The following is a 13,571-nucleotide window of genomic DNA, read 5'->3' on the forward strand; positions in this document are numbered from 1 at the left end:
CCGTGAACATCACCATCCACGTCGACGAAATCACCCTGGACACCCTCGTCGCGAAGACCGTCGCCTTCGACGAGGACGGCGACGCCTACGAGACCGGCGAGAAGACCGTCGGCCACCTGGTCGCCGAGCAGCTCGTCGAGCGCCTCGTCAAGGACTCCAGCTGGCCGAGCCTGCGGGAGCAGGTCATGCAGATCCGCGCCGAGGTGATCCGCGAGCGCGTCACCCCGCTGGTCGATGCGGCCCTCACCCGACCGCTTCGCAAGACCAACTCGTACGGTGAGCCGGTCGGCCCCGAGACCACTCTGTCGGAGCTGATCGTCGCCGACGCGCAGAAGTGGCTGAGCGCGCCCGCCGACAGGCACCGCTCGGACGCGGGCACGCTCCTGGACAAGGCGATCCGCACGGAGGTGCAGCGGGCTGTCGCCGAGACGGTCACCCTGGTTGTGCGGGAGACGGCCGAGCAGGCCGTGGCCGAGGTCGTCGCTGCGGCGAAGGCGCAGGTCTGAAGATGACGATCACCGAGCTGCCGGGGACCACCGCGTCCCCGGCCGCCGGGCGGCGCATCACCCCCACCGGCCGCCTCATCCTCCCCGCCAGCGCCGACCGCGAGCAGTGGCTCACCGCCCGCCGCAACGGCATCGGCTCCTCCGACCTCGCCGCCATCCTCGGCCTCAGCTCCTACGGCAACGAGTTGTCGGTCTACTACGACAAGACCGGCGAACTGCCCCTGGAGAGCGACGACTCCGAGCCCGCCCTGTGGGGCCGCTCGCTGGAGGAGAACGTCGCCCGCGAGTGGGCCCGCCGTAACCGCACCTTCGGCCGCCGCGTCGGCCTGGTCGCCAACGACGCCCGGCCGTGGCAGATGTGCACCCTCGACCGGCGCGTCCTCCGGTGCCCGATCAACGAGGGCGACTCGTGCGCCCTTGAGATCAAGTGCCGTCACCAGATGAAGGCGCCGATGTGGCGCAAGGGCTGCCCGGACGATGTCCTCGCGCAGACCCTCCACCAGGCGGACGTGTGCGGGTTCGACCACATGCACGTCGCGGTGCTCATCGGCGGCAACGACTACCGGCAGTTCACCGTGCGGGTCGCCGAGCACGCGCAGCTGGTTCTGGACCTGCGGGCCGCCGCCGGGGATCTGTGGGCCCGCGTCGAGACGCGCCGCCCGCCGGTGATGGGCCCCGAGGCGGACCCGGGTCCGCTGCTGGACCTGTACAAGCGCCTGCACCCGGAGCGGTCCGGTGTCATCCGGATCGACCGCGACGGCGACGCCCAGGACGCCCTCTCCGACTACCTGGCCGCTGGCAGGGACGAGAGCGCGGCCAAGAAGCGCAAGGCCGCCGCATACGCCCAGATGCTCGCTGCCCTCGGCAACGCCGAGATGGCCGTGATGGGCGACAAGCCCGCGTACTCCATCGAGCAGTCCAACAAGGAGACACCGGACCTGAAGCGGCTCCGGGAGCGGTGGCCCAAGGCGTACGAGGACTGCGTCACCGACAAGGCCCACGACCGGCTCAGCATCCCCGACAACGTCCGCAAGGAGCACGCCCGATGACAACCCCGACGCTGGCCGAGCGCGCCGCCGCGAAGGTGGCCCGCGCAACCGCCCCGGGCGCCGAACCGGAAGCCGCCGCACCCACCTACCGGCCCGAGCCGCTGGCAGACCTCGGCATCCCCGAGCCCGGCCCCGACGGGCCCCCCACCGTCCCCGTGTACATCGCCTGGTCGAACGTCATGGGCACCGTCACCGGCATCGCCAAGAGCGGCCAGTACGGAAACCCCGGCGCCACCGGGAGCTACCGCTTCCGAGGCATCGACGCCGCCCTCAACGCTTTCGGCCCCGCCTGCCGCCTCCATGGCGTCCTCGTGCTGCCCGTCCGCACCGAAGCCGGATATCGGGATGTCAAGACCAGCACCGGCAAGAACAGCCGCGAGTGCACCGTCACCGTGACGTACCGCATCATCGGCCCCGCCGGAGACCACATCGAGGTCCAGTCCGTCGGCGAGTCGATGGACTCGGCGGACAAGGGCACCGCGAAGGCCCTGTCCACCAGCCTCCGTTCGCTGTTGCTGCTCGGCGGCCTCGTTCCGACCGGCGACGCGGACCCGGACTCACAGAACGTCGAGCGTGGTGAGGCACCGACCCGGTCGATCCGGGAGTACCTCGACGAGATTTTCAATCCGGCCAGCAGCACCGGGCGGCTCCGCCAGATCCGCTACGAGCTCGGCCAACAGCAGCGCCTGATGATGCGCGTGCAGAACGAAACTGGCGAGACCGAAGAGGTCGGCAAGATCATCGACCGGGTCGGCAAGGAGCGCGCTGCCGGGGGTGTCCAGTGACCTGGCACCTCGGCCCCCTCGCCGCGTTCGACCTGGAGACAACCGGCGTCGACGTCGAAACCGACCGCATCGTCACCGCCAGCGTCCTCGGCATCCGAGCCCAGCGCGGCGACGACCCGGCCGACGACCCCGGCCGCTGGCTCTCCATCGACCGCCTCAGCTGGATCGCCGACCCCGGAGTGGAGATTCCCGCCGAGGCGAGCGCGTTGCACGGCATCACCACCGCTCGCGCCCAGGCCGAAGGGCGCCCGGCCGCCACCGTCGTCAAGGGCATCGCGGCAGCCCTCGCTGAGCACATCCGGGCCGGCACGCCGATCGTCGTCATGAACGCCCCGTACGACCTCACCCTGCTGGACCGCGAGCTGATCCGGCACGGAACGCCAGCCCTGGCCAAGCAGTCCCGCCGGGCCTTGCACGTCATCGACCCCCGCGTCCTGGACAAGGAGGTCGACCGGTACCGCAAGGGCCCGCGCACCCTCAGCGACCTGTGCACGCACTACGGCGTGCGGCTCGACGGCGCCCACGAGGCAGCGGCCGACGCCCTCGGCGCGGCCCGCATCGCGGTGGCGATCGGCCAGCAGCACGCCCGGATCGGAAAGCTGGAACTCGCGACTCTGCACGGCTGCCAGGAGAAGTGGGCCGCACGGCAGGCGGAGGGCCTGGCCGAGTACTTCCGGCGCGACGGGCGCGTCTCGGACGCAGAGAGCGTCCGAACGGACTGGCCGCTGATCCCTCGTCAGCAGGTGGCCAAGTGAGCGACCCCTACGGCGACGACCGGCTCGCCCTCCATAGCCCGGTTCGCGACGCCCCCGAGACGGACACCGCGACCGTCGCCCAGCTGATCCAGGACAACGCCCGCGACCAGGCCGACGCCGACCTGCTCCACGACATCATCCTCGGCCCCCTCACCAGCCCGAAGACCCGCGACGAGGTGCACAACGCCTCCGGCTACCGGGCCGGTTGCCGCTGCGAGCTCTGCACCGCAGCGAACACCGCCGACCAGCGCGACCGCATCAACGGCCGCACCCGCAAGCACGGAGCCAACCGGTGACCCAACTTGCTCTCCTCCCCGCCTCCCCGGTCCCGGCCGGGGAGGCCCCCACCCCGACCGTCACCGGCCCGGCGCCGGTCGTCATCGGCCTCGACGTCGCCATCGGCACCACCGGCGTCGCCGGACTCGGCTGGACCGCACATATCCACGCCAACCAGGCGAGCCTGCACGAGCGGATGGAGCACCAGCTCACCGAGGTCAAGTCGTACATCCGGAACGCCGACTTCGTCGTCGTGGAGGGCCCGGCGTTCTCCAAGAACAACCAGGGCGCTGACGCCCTCGCCGCGATGCGGTGGATGGTTCGCCGCGCCCTGTGGAAGGCCGGCATCCCGTACGCCGTCGTCAACCCGGACAGCCGCACCATCTACGCCACAGGTAAGGCCCGATGGCGTGACCAGGAGACGAAGCGGAAGTTCACCCCGGTCCAGGTCAAGGGCCTCGTCCGGGCCGCCGTCGCCACCCAGTACGGCGTGGAGTGCGAAGGCCGGTGGCGGTACGACGAAGCCGACGCCTACGTGCTCATGGCCATGGGACTCCACCACCTCGGCCACCCCCAGGCCGACCTCCCCGACACCCACACCCGCGCCCTCCAAGGCGTCAACTGGCCCGAGAGGACCGACCAGTGAAGTTTTCCACCACCGTGCCGCTGCCCTGCGTCGGCCACGCCGAGCTGTTCTTCACCGCCGACGGAGAGCGCGGCCCGGCTGTCCAAGCCCGAGCAGAGGCCGCCCGCGCCCTGTGCGCACGCTGCCCCATCGCGGCCGAGTGCCGCCAACTCGGCCGCGAAACCTACTCCCTCGGCATGTGGGGCGGCGAAGACGAGGACCAGCGTCAGCAGCACCAGCCCCGACGCAGCAACTACGGCGGCGGCCGACGCCCCGGCGAGTGCGGCACCCCGTCCACCTACAAGCGCCACCTCAAGCGTGGCGAGCACTGCGACGAGTGCCGCCAGGCCAACACGGACTACGTCCGCCAGAAGGACCGCGAACGGCGTGCTCGCAACGGAACCTCCCGGCTCGCCATCGCAGCCTGACCACCCGTGCCGATCAGCTCAGCAGAAAGGTTCCGCTCCGTGACCATCGCCCAGCCCGAGCAAGCAGCCGAGTTCGCCGCGTTCCTCGTGAACCACCTCGGCGGCCGGGCCCACGAAGAGGTCAGCGCCGAGCTCCACCAGCTCATCGCCGCCGTCACCGAACACGGCAAGAAGGGCTCCCTCTCCATCGTCGTCACCGTCGCCCCACCGCAGGGCCACATCGACGGTGGGCCCCTCGCCATCGCCATCGACAGCACCCTCAAGGCCCCCAAGGCGTCCGCCCCGCCGTCCATCTACTTCGTCGACGCTGACGGCAACGCCACCCGCAACGACCCCCGCCAGATCGCCATCGACTTCCGCACCGTCCCCGCCACCACCGAGTTCCGGAGCGTCTGACCCATGACCACCACCGACAACCTCCAGGCCGTCATCAACACCGCCACCCGCGCCGTCAGCCCGTCCGAGCTCGAGCCCGGCAAGATCTACGGCTGGCTCACCGCCGACGGCCGCGTCCAGCAGATCGACCTCAGCGGTGACGAGCACCGCGCCGCCCCCGCCCGCAAGACCGGCAACGTCACCCTCCGCGACACCTTCAGCTTCCTCGCCTACTACGGCAAGCACGCCGACGAAAACACCGAGGTCTACGCCGACGCCGAGACCCTCACCATCACCGCCGTCCTCGACGCCCACGGCCCCGACCGCCCGCGCTTCGGCCGCCACCGGGCCGTCCTCTCCCTCCGCACCACCAGGGCATGGGAGGAGTGGAACGCCTCCAGCGGCAGGCTCATGGACCAGGACGCGTTCGCGAACTTCCTGGAGGACCACCTCCCCGAGCTCGTCGCCCCGGACGCCGCGACGATGCTGGAGATCGCCCAATCCATCCAGGCCACGACCAGCGCGACGTTCCAGTCCAGCACCCGACTCCACTCCGGCGAGCGGAAGTTCGCGTTCGCCGAGGACACCACCGCCAAGGCCGGAAGCCGGGGCGAGCTCACCATCCCCGAGACGTTCACCGTCGGCCTCAAGCCGTTCGAGGGCTCGGACGGCTTCACCCTCACCGCCCGGTTCCGGTACCGCCTCGGCGGCGGCACCCTCCAGCTCGGCTACAAGCTGGAACGCCCCGAGGACGTCCGGCAGACAGCGTTCGACGACGTCCTCCAGGAGGTCACCGATGCCGTCACCACGCCGGTGATGAACGGCAGCCCCGCGAGGGCCTGATGAGCGGGCCCCGCACCCCGCCGGCGAACTGCCCGGGGTGCGGGGCCACCACCCTCCAGGCCCCCGACGGCCGGTACCTCGACCCCGAGCCGCACCCCTGACCCAGGAGCACCTCAGCGTGAGCAACGTCCGGCCCTTCCCAGCGGCCATCGACGAGGACGACGGCGGATACATCGACCGCCCCGTCCCCGCCGACCTGGCCGCCGAACAGGCGGTGCTCAGCGCATGCATGTACGACACCGCCAACGTCGAACGAGTCTCCTTCCTCGACCGCAGCGACTTCTACAAGGGCGCGCACCAACTCGTCTGGGACGTCCTCCAGCAGCAGCACCGCAACGGCGACCCCACCGGCCCCATCGCCATCCACAACGAGATCACCAAGCTCGGCCAGCTCCGGACCGTCAACGGTGGCGACTACCTCCACACCATCAGCCAAGCCCCATCCGTCAGCGCCGAGTACTTCGCCGGCATCGTCCAGGAGAAGGCCGTCCTCCGGCGCAAGGCCGAGCTCGCCGTCCGCCTCAACGTCGAAGTCCAGCGCGGCACCGCCCCCGGGCACCTCGACAAGCTCCTCCAGGACCACCTCGAAGACGAACAGCAGCGAGCCCGAGGGGGCCGCACCAGCACCGTCGACGCCCTCCTCGCCGAGATGCTCGACACCAACGCCCTCGACGACATGCCCGCCCTCGAACCCCTCGTCGGCGACCTCCTCCACCTCGACACCCTCGCCCGAGTCATCGGCCCGTCCGGCCACATGAAGTCCTTCGTCACCATCGACTTCGCCGGTCACGTCGGCACCGGCAAGCCCTGGCACGGCAACCACGTCCACCAGGGCACCGTCGTCTACCTCGTCGCAGAAGGCGCCCGAGGAATCCGCAAGCGCGTCCGCGCTTGGGAGCAACACCACGGCCTGCGCATGGAGAACGTCCTCTTCCTGCCCCGCCCCGTCCAAGCCATGGACCCCGAGTGGCTCACCCTCATCGAAGCGTGCAAGCGCCTCGGCCCCGTCTTCATCATCGTCGACACCCAGGCCCGAGTCAGCGTCGGCATCGAGGAGAACTCCGCGAAGGAGATGGGCCTCGTCATCGACCGCATGGAGCAACTCCGGGCCGCCACCGGCGCCTGCGTCCTCGTCATCCACCACACCGGACACATCGGCGACCACGGCCGCGGCTCCAGCTCCGCCAAGGGCGCACTCCAGAGCGAACTCCACGTCTCCAAGAAGGGCGACCGCGCCAGCAACACCATCGTCACCATCAAGACCGGCAAGCAGAAGGACGACGAACAGGGCGCCGACCTCGACTTCGGACTGCGCATCGTCGACATCGCGGGAGAGGCGAAGCCCGACGGCTCCCCGCTCACCTCCGTCGTCCTCCTCCCCATCGACAGCTCCGCCTTCCCGCCCGTCCCCGGCACCGTCGAGTTCGTCATGGCCGCCCTCGACAAGGCCAACGTGCCGAACACCCACGGCCGGGAGAAGCTCCGCGCCGAGTGCGCCACGAGGGGCATCCCGGCACGCACCGACGTGCTCACCAAGGTCGCCCAGATCCGCAAAGCCCGAACCGGACAAACCCATCCGAACCACCTGACCCAAAACCTGACCCAAGGCACTTTTCAGCAACCTGACCCAACCCCTGGGTCAGGAAACGACAAAACCCCAGGTCAGACCCGACCCAACACCCCCGAGGTCAGGTTGGGTCAGGCAGCCTCCGGACCTGACCCACTGAACCCGACCCTTAGGTCGGGTCAGGTGGGCGGGCAGCCCCGACCCAACACCCCCATCTGCACCCTCTGCGACACCCCCCTCGACCCCGACTGGGCATCACGCGGCTACGACACCCACCTCCTCTGCCAACCCACCCGAGACGAACCCTGACGGGCCCGGGGGACCGGACCCCTTCGGCCCCGCGCGCCCGACCCCAACACCCCGCCCTGGAGACCCCCGTGACCGAGCAGCACCTCACCCTCGACACCCCGCCCAGCGACACCCCCACCGTCCCCGAGCAGCCGAGCAGCTGTACCCGGCCGAGCTCGGCATGACCTGCGACCGCTGCCCGGCCACCTTCCGGGGCGACTTCGTCGTCTCCGACCTGATCGCCCCGCCGGTACGGCTGGATCTGGCGCGAGCGTACGTCCGCACCATCGGCTGGTCCTGCACGGACGCCGGCGACTTCTGCCCGGCCTGCACCGGCCCGGCCCCGGCCCCGGCCGAACTCCCGCACCTCGGCGCGCTCATGGCCGCGCACAGCCCCGTGGCCGGACAGTGCGCCTGGGACGGCACCTTCTGCCGGGACTGCACCCGCGAGACCGGCAGCGCGGTCCGCTGGCCGTGCGCGCCGGTTCTCGCCGAGGCGGACGTCGTGCCATTCGGCGGCGGCTGGTCGATCACGGCCCGGCCCGTCGCGGTGGTGGCGTGATGGCGGCCGAGCTGACGCCCGTCCTCTGTGCCAGCTGCGAGCAGCAGATCACCTTCCCGGCGGCCCTGGACCGCTGGACCCACGCCGAGCTCCCGGCCGGCGGGCACGACGCGGTGCCGCAGAAGGGCGCTGGGGAGTGGCTGCTCACCCCCGGCACCCTGTGGGACCTGTTCGAGCTGATCGCGACGTCCAAGCCCCACTACGGGGGCGGCTTCGGCGACCCGGTCGAGGTCGACGGCCTCACCATCTGGCCGCACGGCCCCCGGGTGTGGGTGCGCTTCGGGCAGCTGATCCGCCGCGACGCCCGAGGCCGCTACACCGTCCACCCCGCCCCGAGCGCCCAGGAGTCCTCACCGTGACCGAGCCCGTCACCCCGCTGACCGACCAGCAGCAGCTGCGCGACCGCCTCGCCGACGCGATCCGCACCGACCTCAGGAAGGGAATCCCTGGGTTGGTGCTGTACCCGGGCGCTCAGCCGATCGGCAGGATGGGCCGCACCGAGTACGACGTGGCCGACGCTGTCCTCGCCGTGGTGCAGCCCAAGCTGGACCGTCTCCAGGCCGAGTTGGACCGGGCCCGCGCCGAACTCGCCGAGCCCCGCGAGCAGGTGCTCACCGAAGCCGCCGAGACGCTGGAACGCATCGCGAACGAGACCGAGGCCAAGGTCGCCGAGTACTACGGGCCGACCTCCGGGATCGGCCCCGGCTCCGCCGACATGGTCCGCGAGGCCGCCCGCACGGTACGCGGACTCGCCGACCGCACCACGTCGACCACCTGACCCGAAGGAGCCAGCGGCCCGCCAGCACCGGCCGGCCTCGGCCGTTCCTCACTGCCGCCTGACGTGCCGTCGGTAGCGGACCGCCAGCACGACCACGAGCAGCCCGATCCCCACCCCGGCAGTCACCAGCCAACCAGCGTCGTCCGTGAACACCGCCCGTACTACCGCGCTCAGCGCCCGACTCATCAAGATCCGCATCCGCAAAACCGTACCCGCCCACCGCACTCCTACGGCAGCCGCCCCGACCCGCCCGAACCCCAGGAGAACCCGTGCCCGACCAAACCACCGCCGAGACCATCGCCACCCACCTCGACACCCGGCTGCCCGCCGTCGACGCCGTCGAGGACGTGCACAACCTCGAAGACGGCACGTCGTGATCTGGCTGCTGCTCGCCATCACCCTGCCCGTGCTGCTGCTCGTCACCGGTCTCGCCCGAGCCGCCGGCCGCCAGATGCCCACCCCGCCGAAGCGAGACCACCGATGACCCCTGGCCTCTGGCCCGACCCCTGGGTCCTGCTCGCGCTCCTCATACTGCCGCTACTCGTCCTCGGCACCACAACCGCCGTCAGCGCCTGGCGCGAACGCCACCCACCCAACACCCCCACCGGAGAACAGCCGTGAAGCGCACACCGCCGCCGCTCAGCCGCAGCGAACGCCAGGCCCTCGACGACCTCACCCGCCGAGGCGCCCGCGCCCTCAACCCCGTCGAAGGCAACCGACTGCTCCGGCTGCTCGAACACGACCACAACGACCGCGCCCAGGAGCGCCGTACCGCCGGCGGACTCCAGAACCAGGCACACCAGCTCCGGGCTCAACTCCGGGCCACAGAGACCCGGCTCGCCACCTTCCACGAGGGCGAGGAGCCATACAACGACGAACGCCTGATCCCCACGGCCGCTCAGTGGATCTGGCAGTGGAACCGGGCCACACCGGAGCAGCGGCTCGCCACAGCCGAGCTCCTCCTCGACCTTCAGCCCCGGCTCAACCGCGCTCACGAGGTACTCACGTTCCATGGCGACCGGCCCGGCTGGCAGGAGGCGGTCCACGCAGCCCTCAGCGGCTCGCTCACCAGCTACCCCGAGTGGTCCCTCGACGCCCCGTCAGCCGCCAGCTGACGCCCGTCAACAGCGAAGGGCGCCCCCGGCCAGCCAGCACACGGGACGCCCCACACGGTGCCGATCACACTACCCCGCACACCCGCACAGGAGACCGAACGTGACCAGCACCGCCCGCGCCGACCTCCAGCACATCGCCGACAACTGGGCCACCCTCCGCGAGCAGCTCCAGACCACCACCCCCCGCACGTGGCCACCCGCCATGGGCCTCCACCACCACCTCGACGACGACGAGCAGGCCGAGCTCGACGCCCAGGCCGCCATCGAGCGAGCCGAGCGCACCGCCCTCGCCCCCGGCGTCCGCCCCGCACCGCTGCGCGTCGCAGTGCTCGACACCATCACCGCCATCGAGGACGAACTCCTCGCCCTCGCCGACGAGATCGCCAGCTCGGTGCAGCGGCCGGCCTTCACCGTCCGCGCCGCGTCCCCGCTCGACGAAGTGGCCCGCTCCGTCGCCCTGATCGGCCTGAAGGACGCCCAGAACCCGGCCCGGTGGCGGTTCAACCTCGCGCACCGGGACGGCGCGATCGCCGCAGCCTGGCTCGCCGCGCGCCTCGACGGCCCGGCCGGACCGTTCCGCGCGCTCAACGACGACCAGCAGCAGCGCATCGCCTCGACTGCGGCCGTAGCCCGGCGGCGCCTCGACCGCACCCTCGGCGAGACCGGCGACGACGACAGCCCGGTCGTGCTGTCGCAGGTGTGCGAGTGCGGCGGCCACCTCGAAGTGCGGACCGGCATCGGCGACTTCGTGATCCGGTGCGCGGGCTGCGGAACGTCGTGGGACGGAAGCGCGCTCATCGGTGGCATCACCGCAGCGTGACGCCCGTCAGCGGCCCGTCAGCCACTCGCTGACGGGCCACTGCTCCGGCTACGCGGCCTGCGGCTCCGCCTCGACGCCACCGAGCAGCGTCACCACCCGCTCAGCCCCGTCACTGCCGCGCCGGACCACGACCAGCACCTGCGGCACCGTCTTGCGCAACCGCTGCTCCAGGACCCACAGGCGCCGCTCCGCGTCCGCCTCGACCATGAGCTGGTGGGCCCGCACCGCAGCCGCCGCGCCTGCGTATCGGCCCGGAGCACGGCGAGCCGGTCCTCAGCGTCCTGAGTCCAGGTACGCCGTTCGAGAATCTGTTCCTCGGCGGGGAACTCCGCGCGCCGCTCGACCTCGACCCCGCACACGAACTCGTCCAGAACTCGCCGCGCTGCTACGCGGCCGCGCTCCAGGTCGAGCAGCTCGTCAGGCAGGTCGTCGTCGCTCATGGTCAATCCCTACTGCGCGAGGGTCGGGCGGTGGCCACGGCACTCCGCGTGCGCATCCAGAGCCACCCGGTTGGTCGGCCGCCACTCTACTCGAACACATATTCGAGACGGCGCCTGACGGGCGACGGCCGGCGCCTACTCGGCGGCCGGCACCTGCTCGGCGGCGCGCTTGCGGGCGGTCTCGGTTCGCTGGGCATAGGCGGGATCGGGGCCGATGCCAGCGTCTCGGACGAGCTTGCGGACGTGGGCGGCGGTCCAGGGGGACGCGTCGGCGATCTCGCCGCGCTTGACGCTGTCGTCCAGGTAGGCGTCACGGATGGCCTGTTCGACGGCTTTGCGCGCCTTGTCGAACTCCTTGGTTGCCGCCTCGATGGCCTTGATGCGTGGGTGCGTGGGCTGCTCGGTCATGGGGACAGGGTAGCGCTGACGGGGAGCGCTCGAAAGGATCGCAGATTTTTAGCGATAAATACTGGCGCTCAGCGACTCATTCCCCTAAGCTAGAGATACAAAGAAGCGCTGAAAAGAAGCGCTCAATGTCTCGGGGGACCTCATGAACGCCAGCGCCCGCACCGCCCGCCAGATCCTCCGGGACCGCACCCGCACCCAGCGCGCCGCCGCCCGCATCACCCGCCGTGGCACTGGCACCCTCACCACCCACGCCGTCGCCCAGGGACTCACCACCCGCGACGCCCGCAGCGTCGCCGGGAGCCTCCGCAAGGCCGCAGCAAAGCTCGCGATCACCGGATCTGCGGTCCGCGTCCACGCCGGGCGCCAGATGCGCAACGCCCGCCACTACACCCCCGCGCAGGTCGCCCAGCTCGCCGCCACATACCGGCCGCGCAAGGCCGAGTACAAGACCGTCGCCGCCAAGCTCGCGCTCGCCGCCTGACCCACCACCGGCCCCGGCCCACCCCACCGACGAGGAGACCGCACCCATGCAGGAACTGCGCACCGACCAGCTCAAGCCCGGCATGACCGTCAAGCTCAAAAGCCGCGCCGGAACCCTCCCGCACAACGACTGGTACACCGTCCAGGCGATCGACGAACTCCCGCGCAAGCAGTACGTGCCCCTCGGCGCCGGGCACGACGGCACGTTCCGCCGCCCGTTCGCCGCCCGGACGCTGTGGCTGCTCCAAGCCGAGACCACCTCACCGGTCTGGGGCCCCACCCGGACCAACCACGCCAACCACCACGCGTTCCGCGACACCCGAGCCATCTGCCGGAACGACATCCGCCCCATCCACCCCGACTACGCACTCCGCACCCAAGCCGACATCGCCCAACTCCCCTACCAGGTGACCTTCTGCGGCAGCTGCACTCAGCACCTCGCCGCCGCCGAGAGGCACCAGGCCGCCGCACAGCTCCGCGCCGACGAAGCCGCTGCCGCACGAACCGCCGCCCCCGCCGTCAACTACATGAGCTACCTCGTGCGCGCCCTCGCCGCCCAGAACCCTTGCCGCCACGGCAACACCCCGCTCCCCGGCGCCACCGGTGCCCCCGTCTCCGCCTGCACCTCCAAGGACCTCACCACCGAGTTCGGCGCGTTCAGCGGCTCCGGCTGCTTCTACACCGACGACTGCGCCGTCCTGGTAGCCAACGAAGCCGCCCGGGAGAACGAGGCCGCCAACGCCCCCCAAGCCGAACCGGTGGCCGTCTGGGAGCGCATCTGCCCCGACCACGAGGGCGAACGCGCCAAGAGCTGCCCCGAGTGCACCACCGAGGAACAGCAGGCCCTGGCCGCTGTCCTGACGGGCTTCAGCATGGACGACGCGGCCCGCCTGGCAGCCCCCCTGATCGACGGCTCCGCGCACGTTGAGCACATCAACGACGGAGTCACCCGGCTCGACACCAGCCAGCACCACACCCTCGTCGCCGACTTCGAGGGCGGGCTGTGGACCGTCGCCACCTGGTCGTGCCCCACCGCCCGCGCATGCACCGACCCGGAGCACCAGTCGGCGCCGAAGGAAGCGGTCGAGGATCACCTCGACCTCTCCGAGGGCACCCACACCCTCGACCAGGCCGCCCACGCGATCGCGCACGCCACAACAGGCAACCTCCGCCCGGACACGCACCCGCGCCCCGCACCCGTACGCCGCACCCTCAAGGGCATCAAGTCCGGCACCACGATCACCATCTGGCTCGTCCCACGCACCGTCTCGTGGAGCTCCGTGCCCGTCCTCGGCCCCGTCCACGACGCCCGGCGGCCCATCGGCGACCCGTACGAGGTCACCGTCACCACCTCCGGCCAGAGCTGGTCCGGCGTCGCGGCCGATGGCACCGAGGTGATCCTCGGCGGCACCGCAACCAAGCACTGGCTCGTGCCCGCCTGATGGCCGCCCGGGTGCGCGTCCCGCACGTG

General features: G+C 71.2%; 21 protein-coding genes. 18 read left to right on the forward strand and 3 right to left on the reverse strand.

The genetic code is table 11. The features are described 5' to 3' along the window. The first annotated feature begins 2 nt into the window (after positions 1 to 2). From ACR68M_RS15910 to ACR68M_RS15970, 13 genes are all read left to right on the forward strand, one after another. The gene (locus ACR68M_RS15910) at positions 3 to 506 is read left to right on the forward strand and encodes a hypothetical protein (RefSeq protein WP_441251156.1); all 504 of its coding nucleotides are present in this window, start codon (positions 3 to 5) and stop codon (positions 504 to 506) included. 2 nt (positions 507 to 508) lie between these two features. Then, a complete protein-coding gene (locus ACR68M_RS15915; RefSeq protein WP_441251157.1) occupies positions 509 to 1,555 on the forward strand; it encodes a YqaJ viral recombinase family protein in 1,047 nt (348 codons plus the stop codon). Continuing rightward, a complete protein-coding gene (locus ACR68M_RS15920; protein WP_441251158.1) occupies positions 1,552 to 2,340 on the forward strand; it encodes an ERF family protein in 789 nt (262 codons plus the stop codon). The genes ACR68M_RS15915 and ACR68M_RS15920 overlap by 4 nt, the downstream gene beginning before the upstream one ends. Beyond that, positions 2,337 to 3,095, forward strand: coding sequence for an exonuclease domain-containing protein (locus tag ACR68M_RS15925; protein WP_441251159.1), 759 nt, complete (start codon positions 2,337 to 2,339; stop codon positions 3,093 to 3,095). The genes ACR68M_RS15920 and ACR68M_RS15925 overlap by 4 nt, the downstream gene beginning before the upstream one ends. Continuing rightward, complete coding sequence (locus tag ACR68M_RS15930; protein ID WP_441251160.1) at positions 3,092 to 3,391, forward strand: hypothetical protein; 300 nt, start codon at positions 3,092 to 3,094, stop codon at positions 3,389 to 3,391. The genes ACR68M_RS15925 and ACR68M_RS15930 overlap by 4 nt, the downstream gene beginning before the upstream one ends. Next, positions 3,388 to 4,017: a hypothetical protein gene (locus ACR68M_RS15935; RefSeq protein ID WP_441251161.1), complete on the forward strand. Its 630-nt coding sequence runs from the start codon at positions 3,388 to 3,390 to the stop codon at positions 4,015 to 4,017. The genes ACR68M_RS15930 and ACR68M_RS15935 overlap by 4 nt, the downstream gene beginning before the upstream one ends. Beyond that, entirely contained in the window at positions 4,014 to 4,424 is a 411-nt protein-coding gene (locus tag ACR68M_RS15940) for a WhiB family transcriptional regulator (RefSeq protein WP_441251162.1), read from the forward strand. Before ACR68M_RS15935 ends, ACR68M_RS15940 begins: the two co-directional genes overlap by 4 nt. Positions 4,425 to 4,463: 39 nt before the next feature. Further along, positions 4,464 to 4,820: a hypothetical protein gene (locus ACR68M_RS15945; protein ID WP_441251163.1), complete on the forward strand. Its 357-nt coding sequence runs from the start codon at positions 4,464 to 4,466 to the stop codon at positions 4,818 to 4,820. 3 nt (positions 4,821 to 4,823) lie between these two features. Next, the gene (locus ACR68M_RS15950) at positions 4,824 to 5,642 is read left to right on the forward strand and encodes a DUF2303 family protein (RefSeq protein ID WP_441251164.1); all 819 of its coding nucleotides are present in this window, start codon (positions 4,824 to 4,826) and stop codon (positions 5,640 to 5,642) included. Between the two features lie 118 nt (positions 5,643 to 5,760). Continuing rightward, entirely contained in the window at positions 5,761 to 7,518 is a 1,758-nt protein-coding gene (locus tag ACR68M_RS15955) for an AAA family ATPase (RefSeq protein ID WP_441251165.1), read from the forward strand. A 160-nt stretch (positions 7,519 to 7,678) separates the two neighbouring features. Then, positions 7,679 to 8,059, forward strand: coding sequence for a hypothetical protein (locus ACR68M_RS15960; RefSeq protein WP_441251166.1), 381 nt, complete (start codon positions 7,679 to 7,681; stop codon positions 8,057 to 8,059). Further along, positions 8,059 to 8,418 carry a hypothetical protein gene (locus tag ACR68M_RS15965; RefSeq protein WP_441251167.1) on the forward strand — a complete coding sequence of 120 codons (360 nt, stop codon included), beginning with the start codon at positions 8,059 to 8,061 and terminating at the stop codon, positions 8,416 to 8,418. Before ACR68M_RS15960 ends, ACR68M_RS15965 begins: the two co-directional genes overlap by 1 nt. Then, positions 8,415 to 8,837, forward strand: a complete 423-nt coding sequence (locus ACR68M_RS15970) for a hypothetical protein (RefSeq protein WP_441251168.1) — start codon at positions 8,415 to 8,417, stop codon at positions 8,835 to 8,837. Before ACR68M_RS15965 ends, ACR68M_RS15970 begins: the two co-directional genes overlap by 4 nt. Before the next feature lie 48 nt (positions 8,838 to 8,885). Here ACR68M_RS15970 and ACR68M_RS15975 read toward each other — a convergent pair whose 3' ends face one another. Next, a complete protein-coding gene (locus ACR68M_RS15975; protein WP_441251169.1) occupies positions 8,886 to 9,035 on the reverse strand; it encodes a hypothetical protein in 150 nt (49 codons plus the stop codon). 282 nt (positions 9,036 to 9,317) lie between these two features. Here ACR68M_RS15975 and ACR68M_RS15980 point away from each other — a divergent pair, with 282 nt between their 5' ends. The 3 genes from ACR68M_RS15980 (at position 9,318) to ACR68M_RS15990 (ending at position 10,772) form a co-directional block, all read left to right on the forward strand. Next, positions 9,318 to 9,458: a hypothetical protein gene (locus ACR68M_RS15980; RefSeq protein ID WP_441251170.1), complete on the forward strand. Its 141-nt coding sequence runs from the start codon at positions 9,318 to 9,320 to the stop codon at positions 9,456 to 9,458. Continuing rightward, positions 9,455 to 9,952 (forward strand): hypothetical protein, encoded by a 498-nt coding sequence (locus tag ACR68M_RS15985; protein WP_441251171.1) that lies wholly within the window; start codon positions 9,455 to 9,457, stop codon positions 9,950 to 9,952. The genes ACR68M_RS15980 and ACR68M_RS15985 overlap by 4 nt, the downstream gene beginning before the upstream one ends. Before the next feature lie 100 nt (positions 9,953 to 10,052). Then, entirely contained in the window at positions 10,053 to 10,772 is a 720-nt protein-coding gene (locus ACR68M_RS15990) for a hypothetical protein (RefSeq protein WP_441251172.1), read from the forward strand. 48 nt (positions 10,773 to 10,820) lie between these two features. Here the strand turns inward: ACR68M_RS15990 and ACR68M_RS15995 are convergent, their stop codons facing one another. Beyond that, positions 10,821 to 10,997: a hypothetical protein gene (locus ACR68M_RS15995; protein ID WP_441251173.1), complete on the reverse strand. Its 177-nt coding sequence runs from the start codon at positions 10,995 to 10,997 to the stop codon at positions 10,821 to 10,823. Positions 10,998 to 11,347: 350 nt separating this feature from the next. Further along, the gene (locus ACR68M_RS16000) at positions 11,348 to 11,620 is read right to left on the reverse strand and encodes a hypothetical protein (RefSeq protein WP_441251174.1); all 273 of its coding nucleotides are present in this window, start codon (positions 11,618 to 11,620) and stop codon (positions 11,348 to 11,350) included. Between the two features lie 142 nt (positions 11,621 to 11,762). On the opposite strand from ACR68M_RS16000, the gene ACR68M_RS16005 reads away from it, so the two are divergent. Together ACR68M_RS16005 and ACR68M_RS16010 are read left to right on the forward strand one after the other, a co-directional pair. After that, the gene (locus ACR68M_RS16005) at positions 11,763 to 12,101 is read left to right on the forward strand and encodes a hypothetical protein (protein WP_441251175.1); all 339 of its coding nucleotides are present in this window, start codon (positions 11,763 to 11,765) and stop codon (positions 12,099 to 12,101) included. A gap of 46 nt (positions 12,102 to 12,147) precedes the next feature. Further along, positions 12,148 to 13,542, forward strand: a complete 1,395-nt coding sequence (locus ACR68M_RS16010) for a hypothetical protein (RefSeq protein WP_441251176.1) — start codon at positions 12,148 to 12,150, stop codon at positions 13,540 to 13,542. Positions 13,543 to 13,571 lie beyond the last annotated feature (29 nt).

It is taken from the genome of Kitasatospora sp. McL0602 (assembly GCF_052076145.1).
Taxonomy (GTDB): domain Bacteria; phylum Actinomycetota; class Actinomycetes; order Streptomycetales; family Streptomycetaceae; genus Kitasatospora.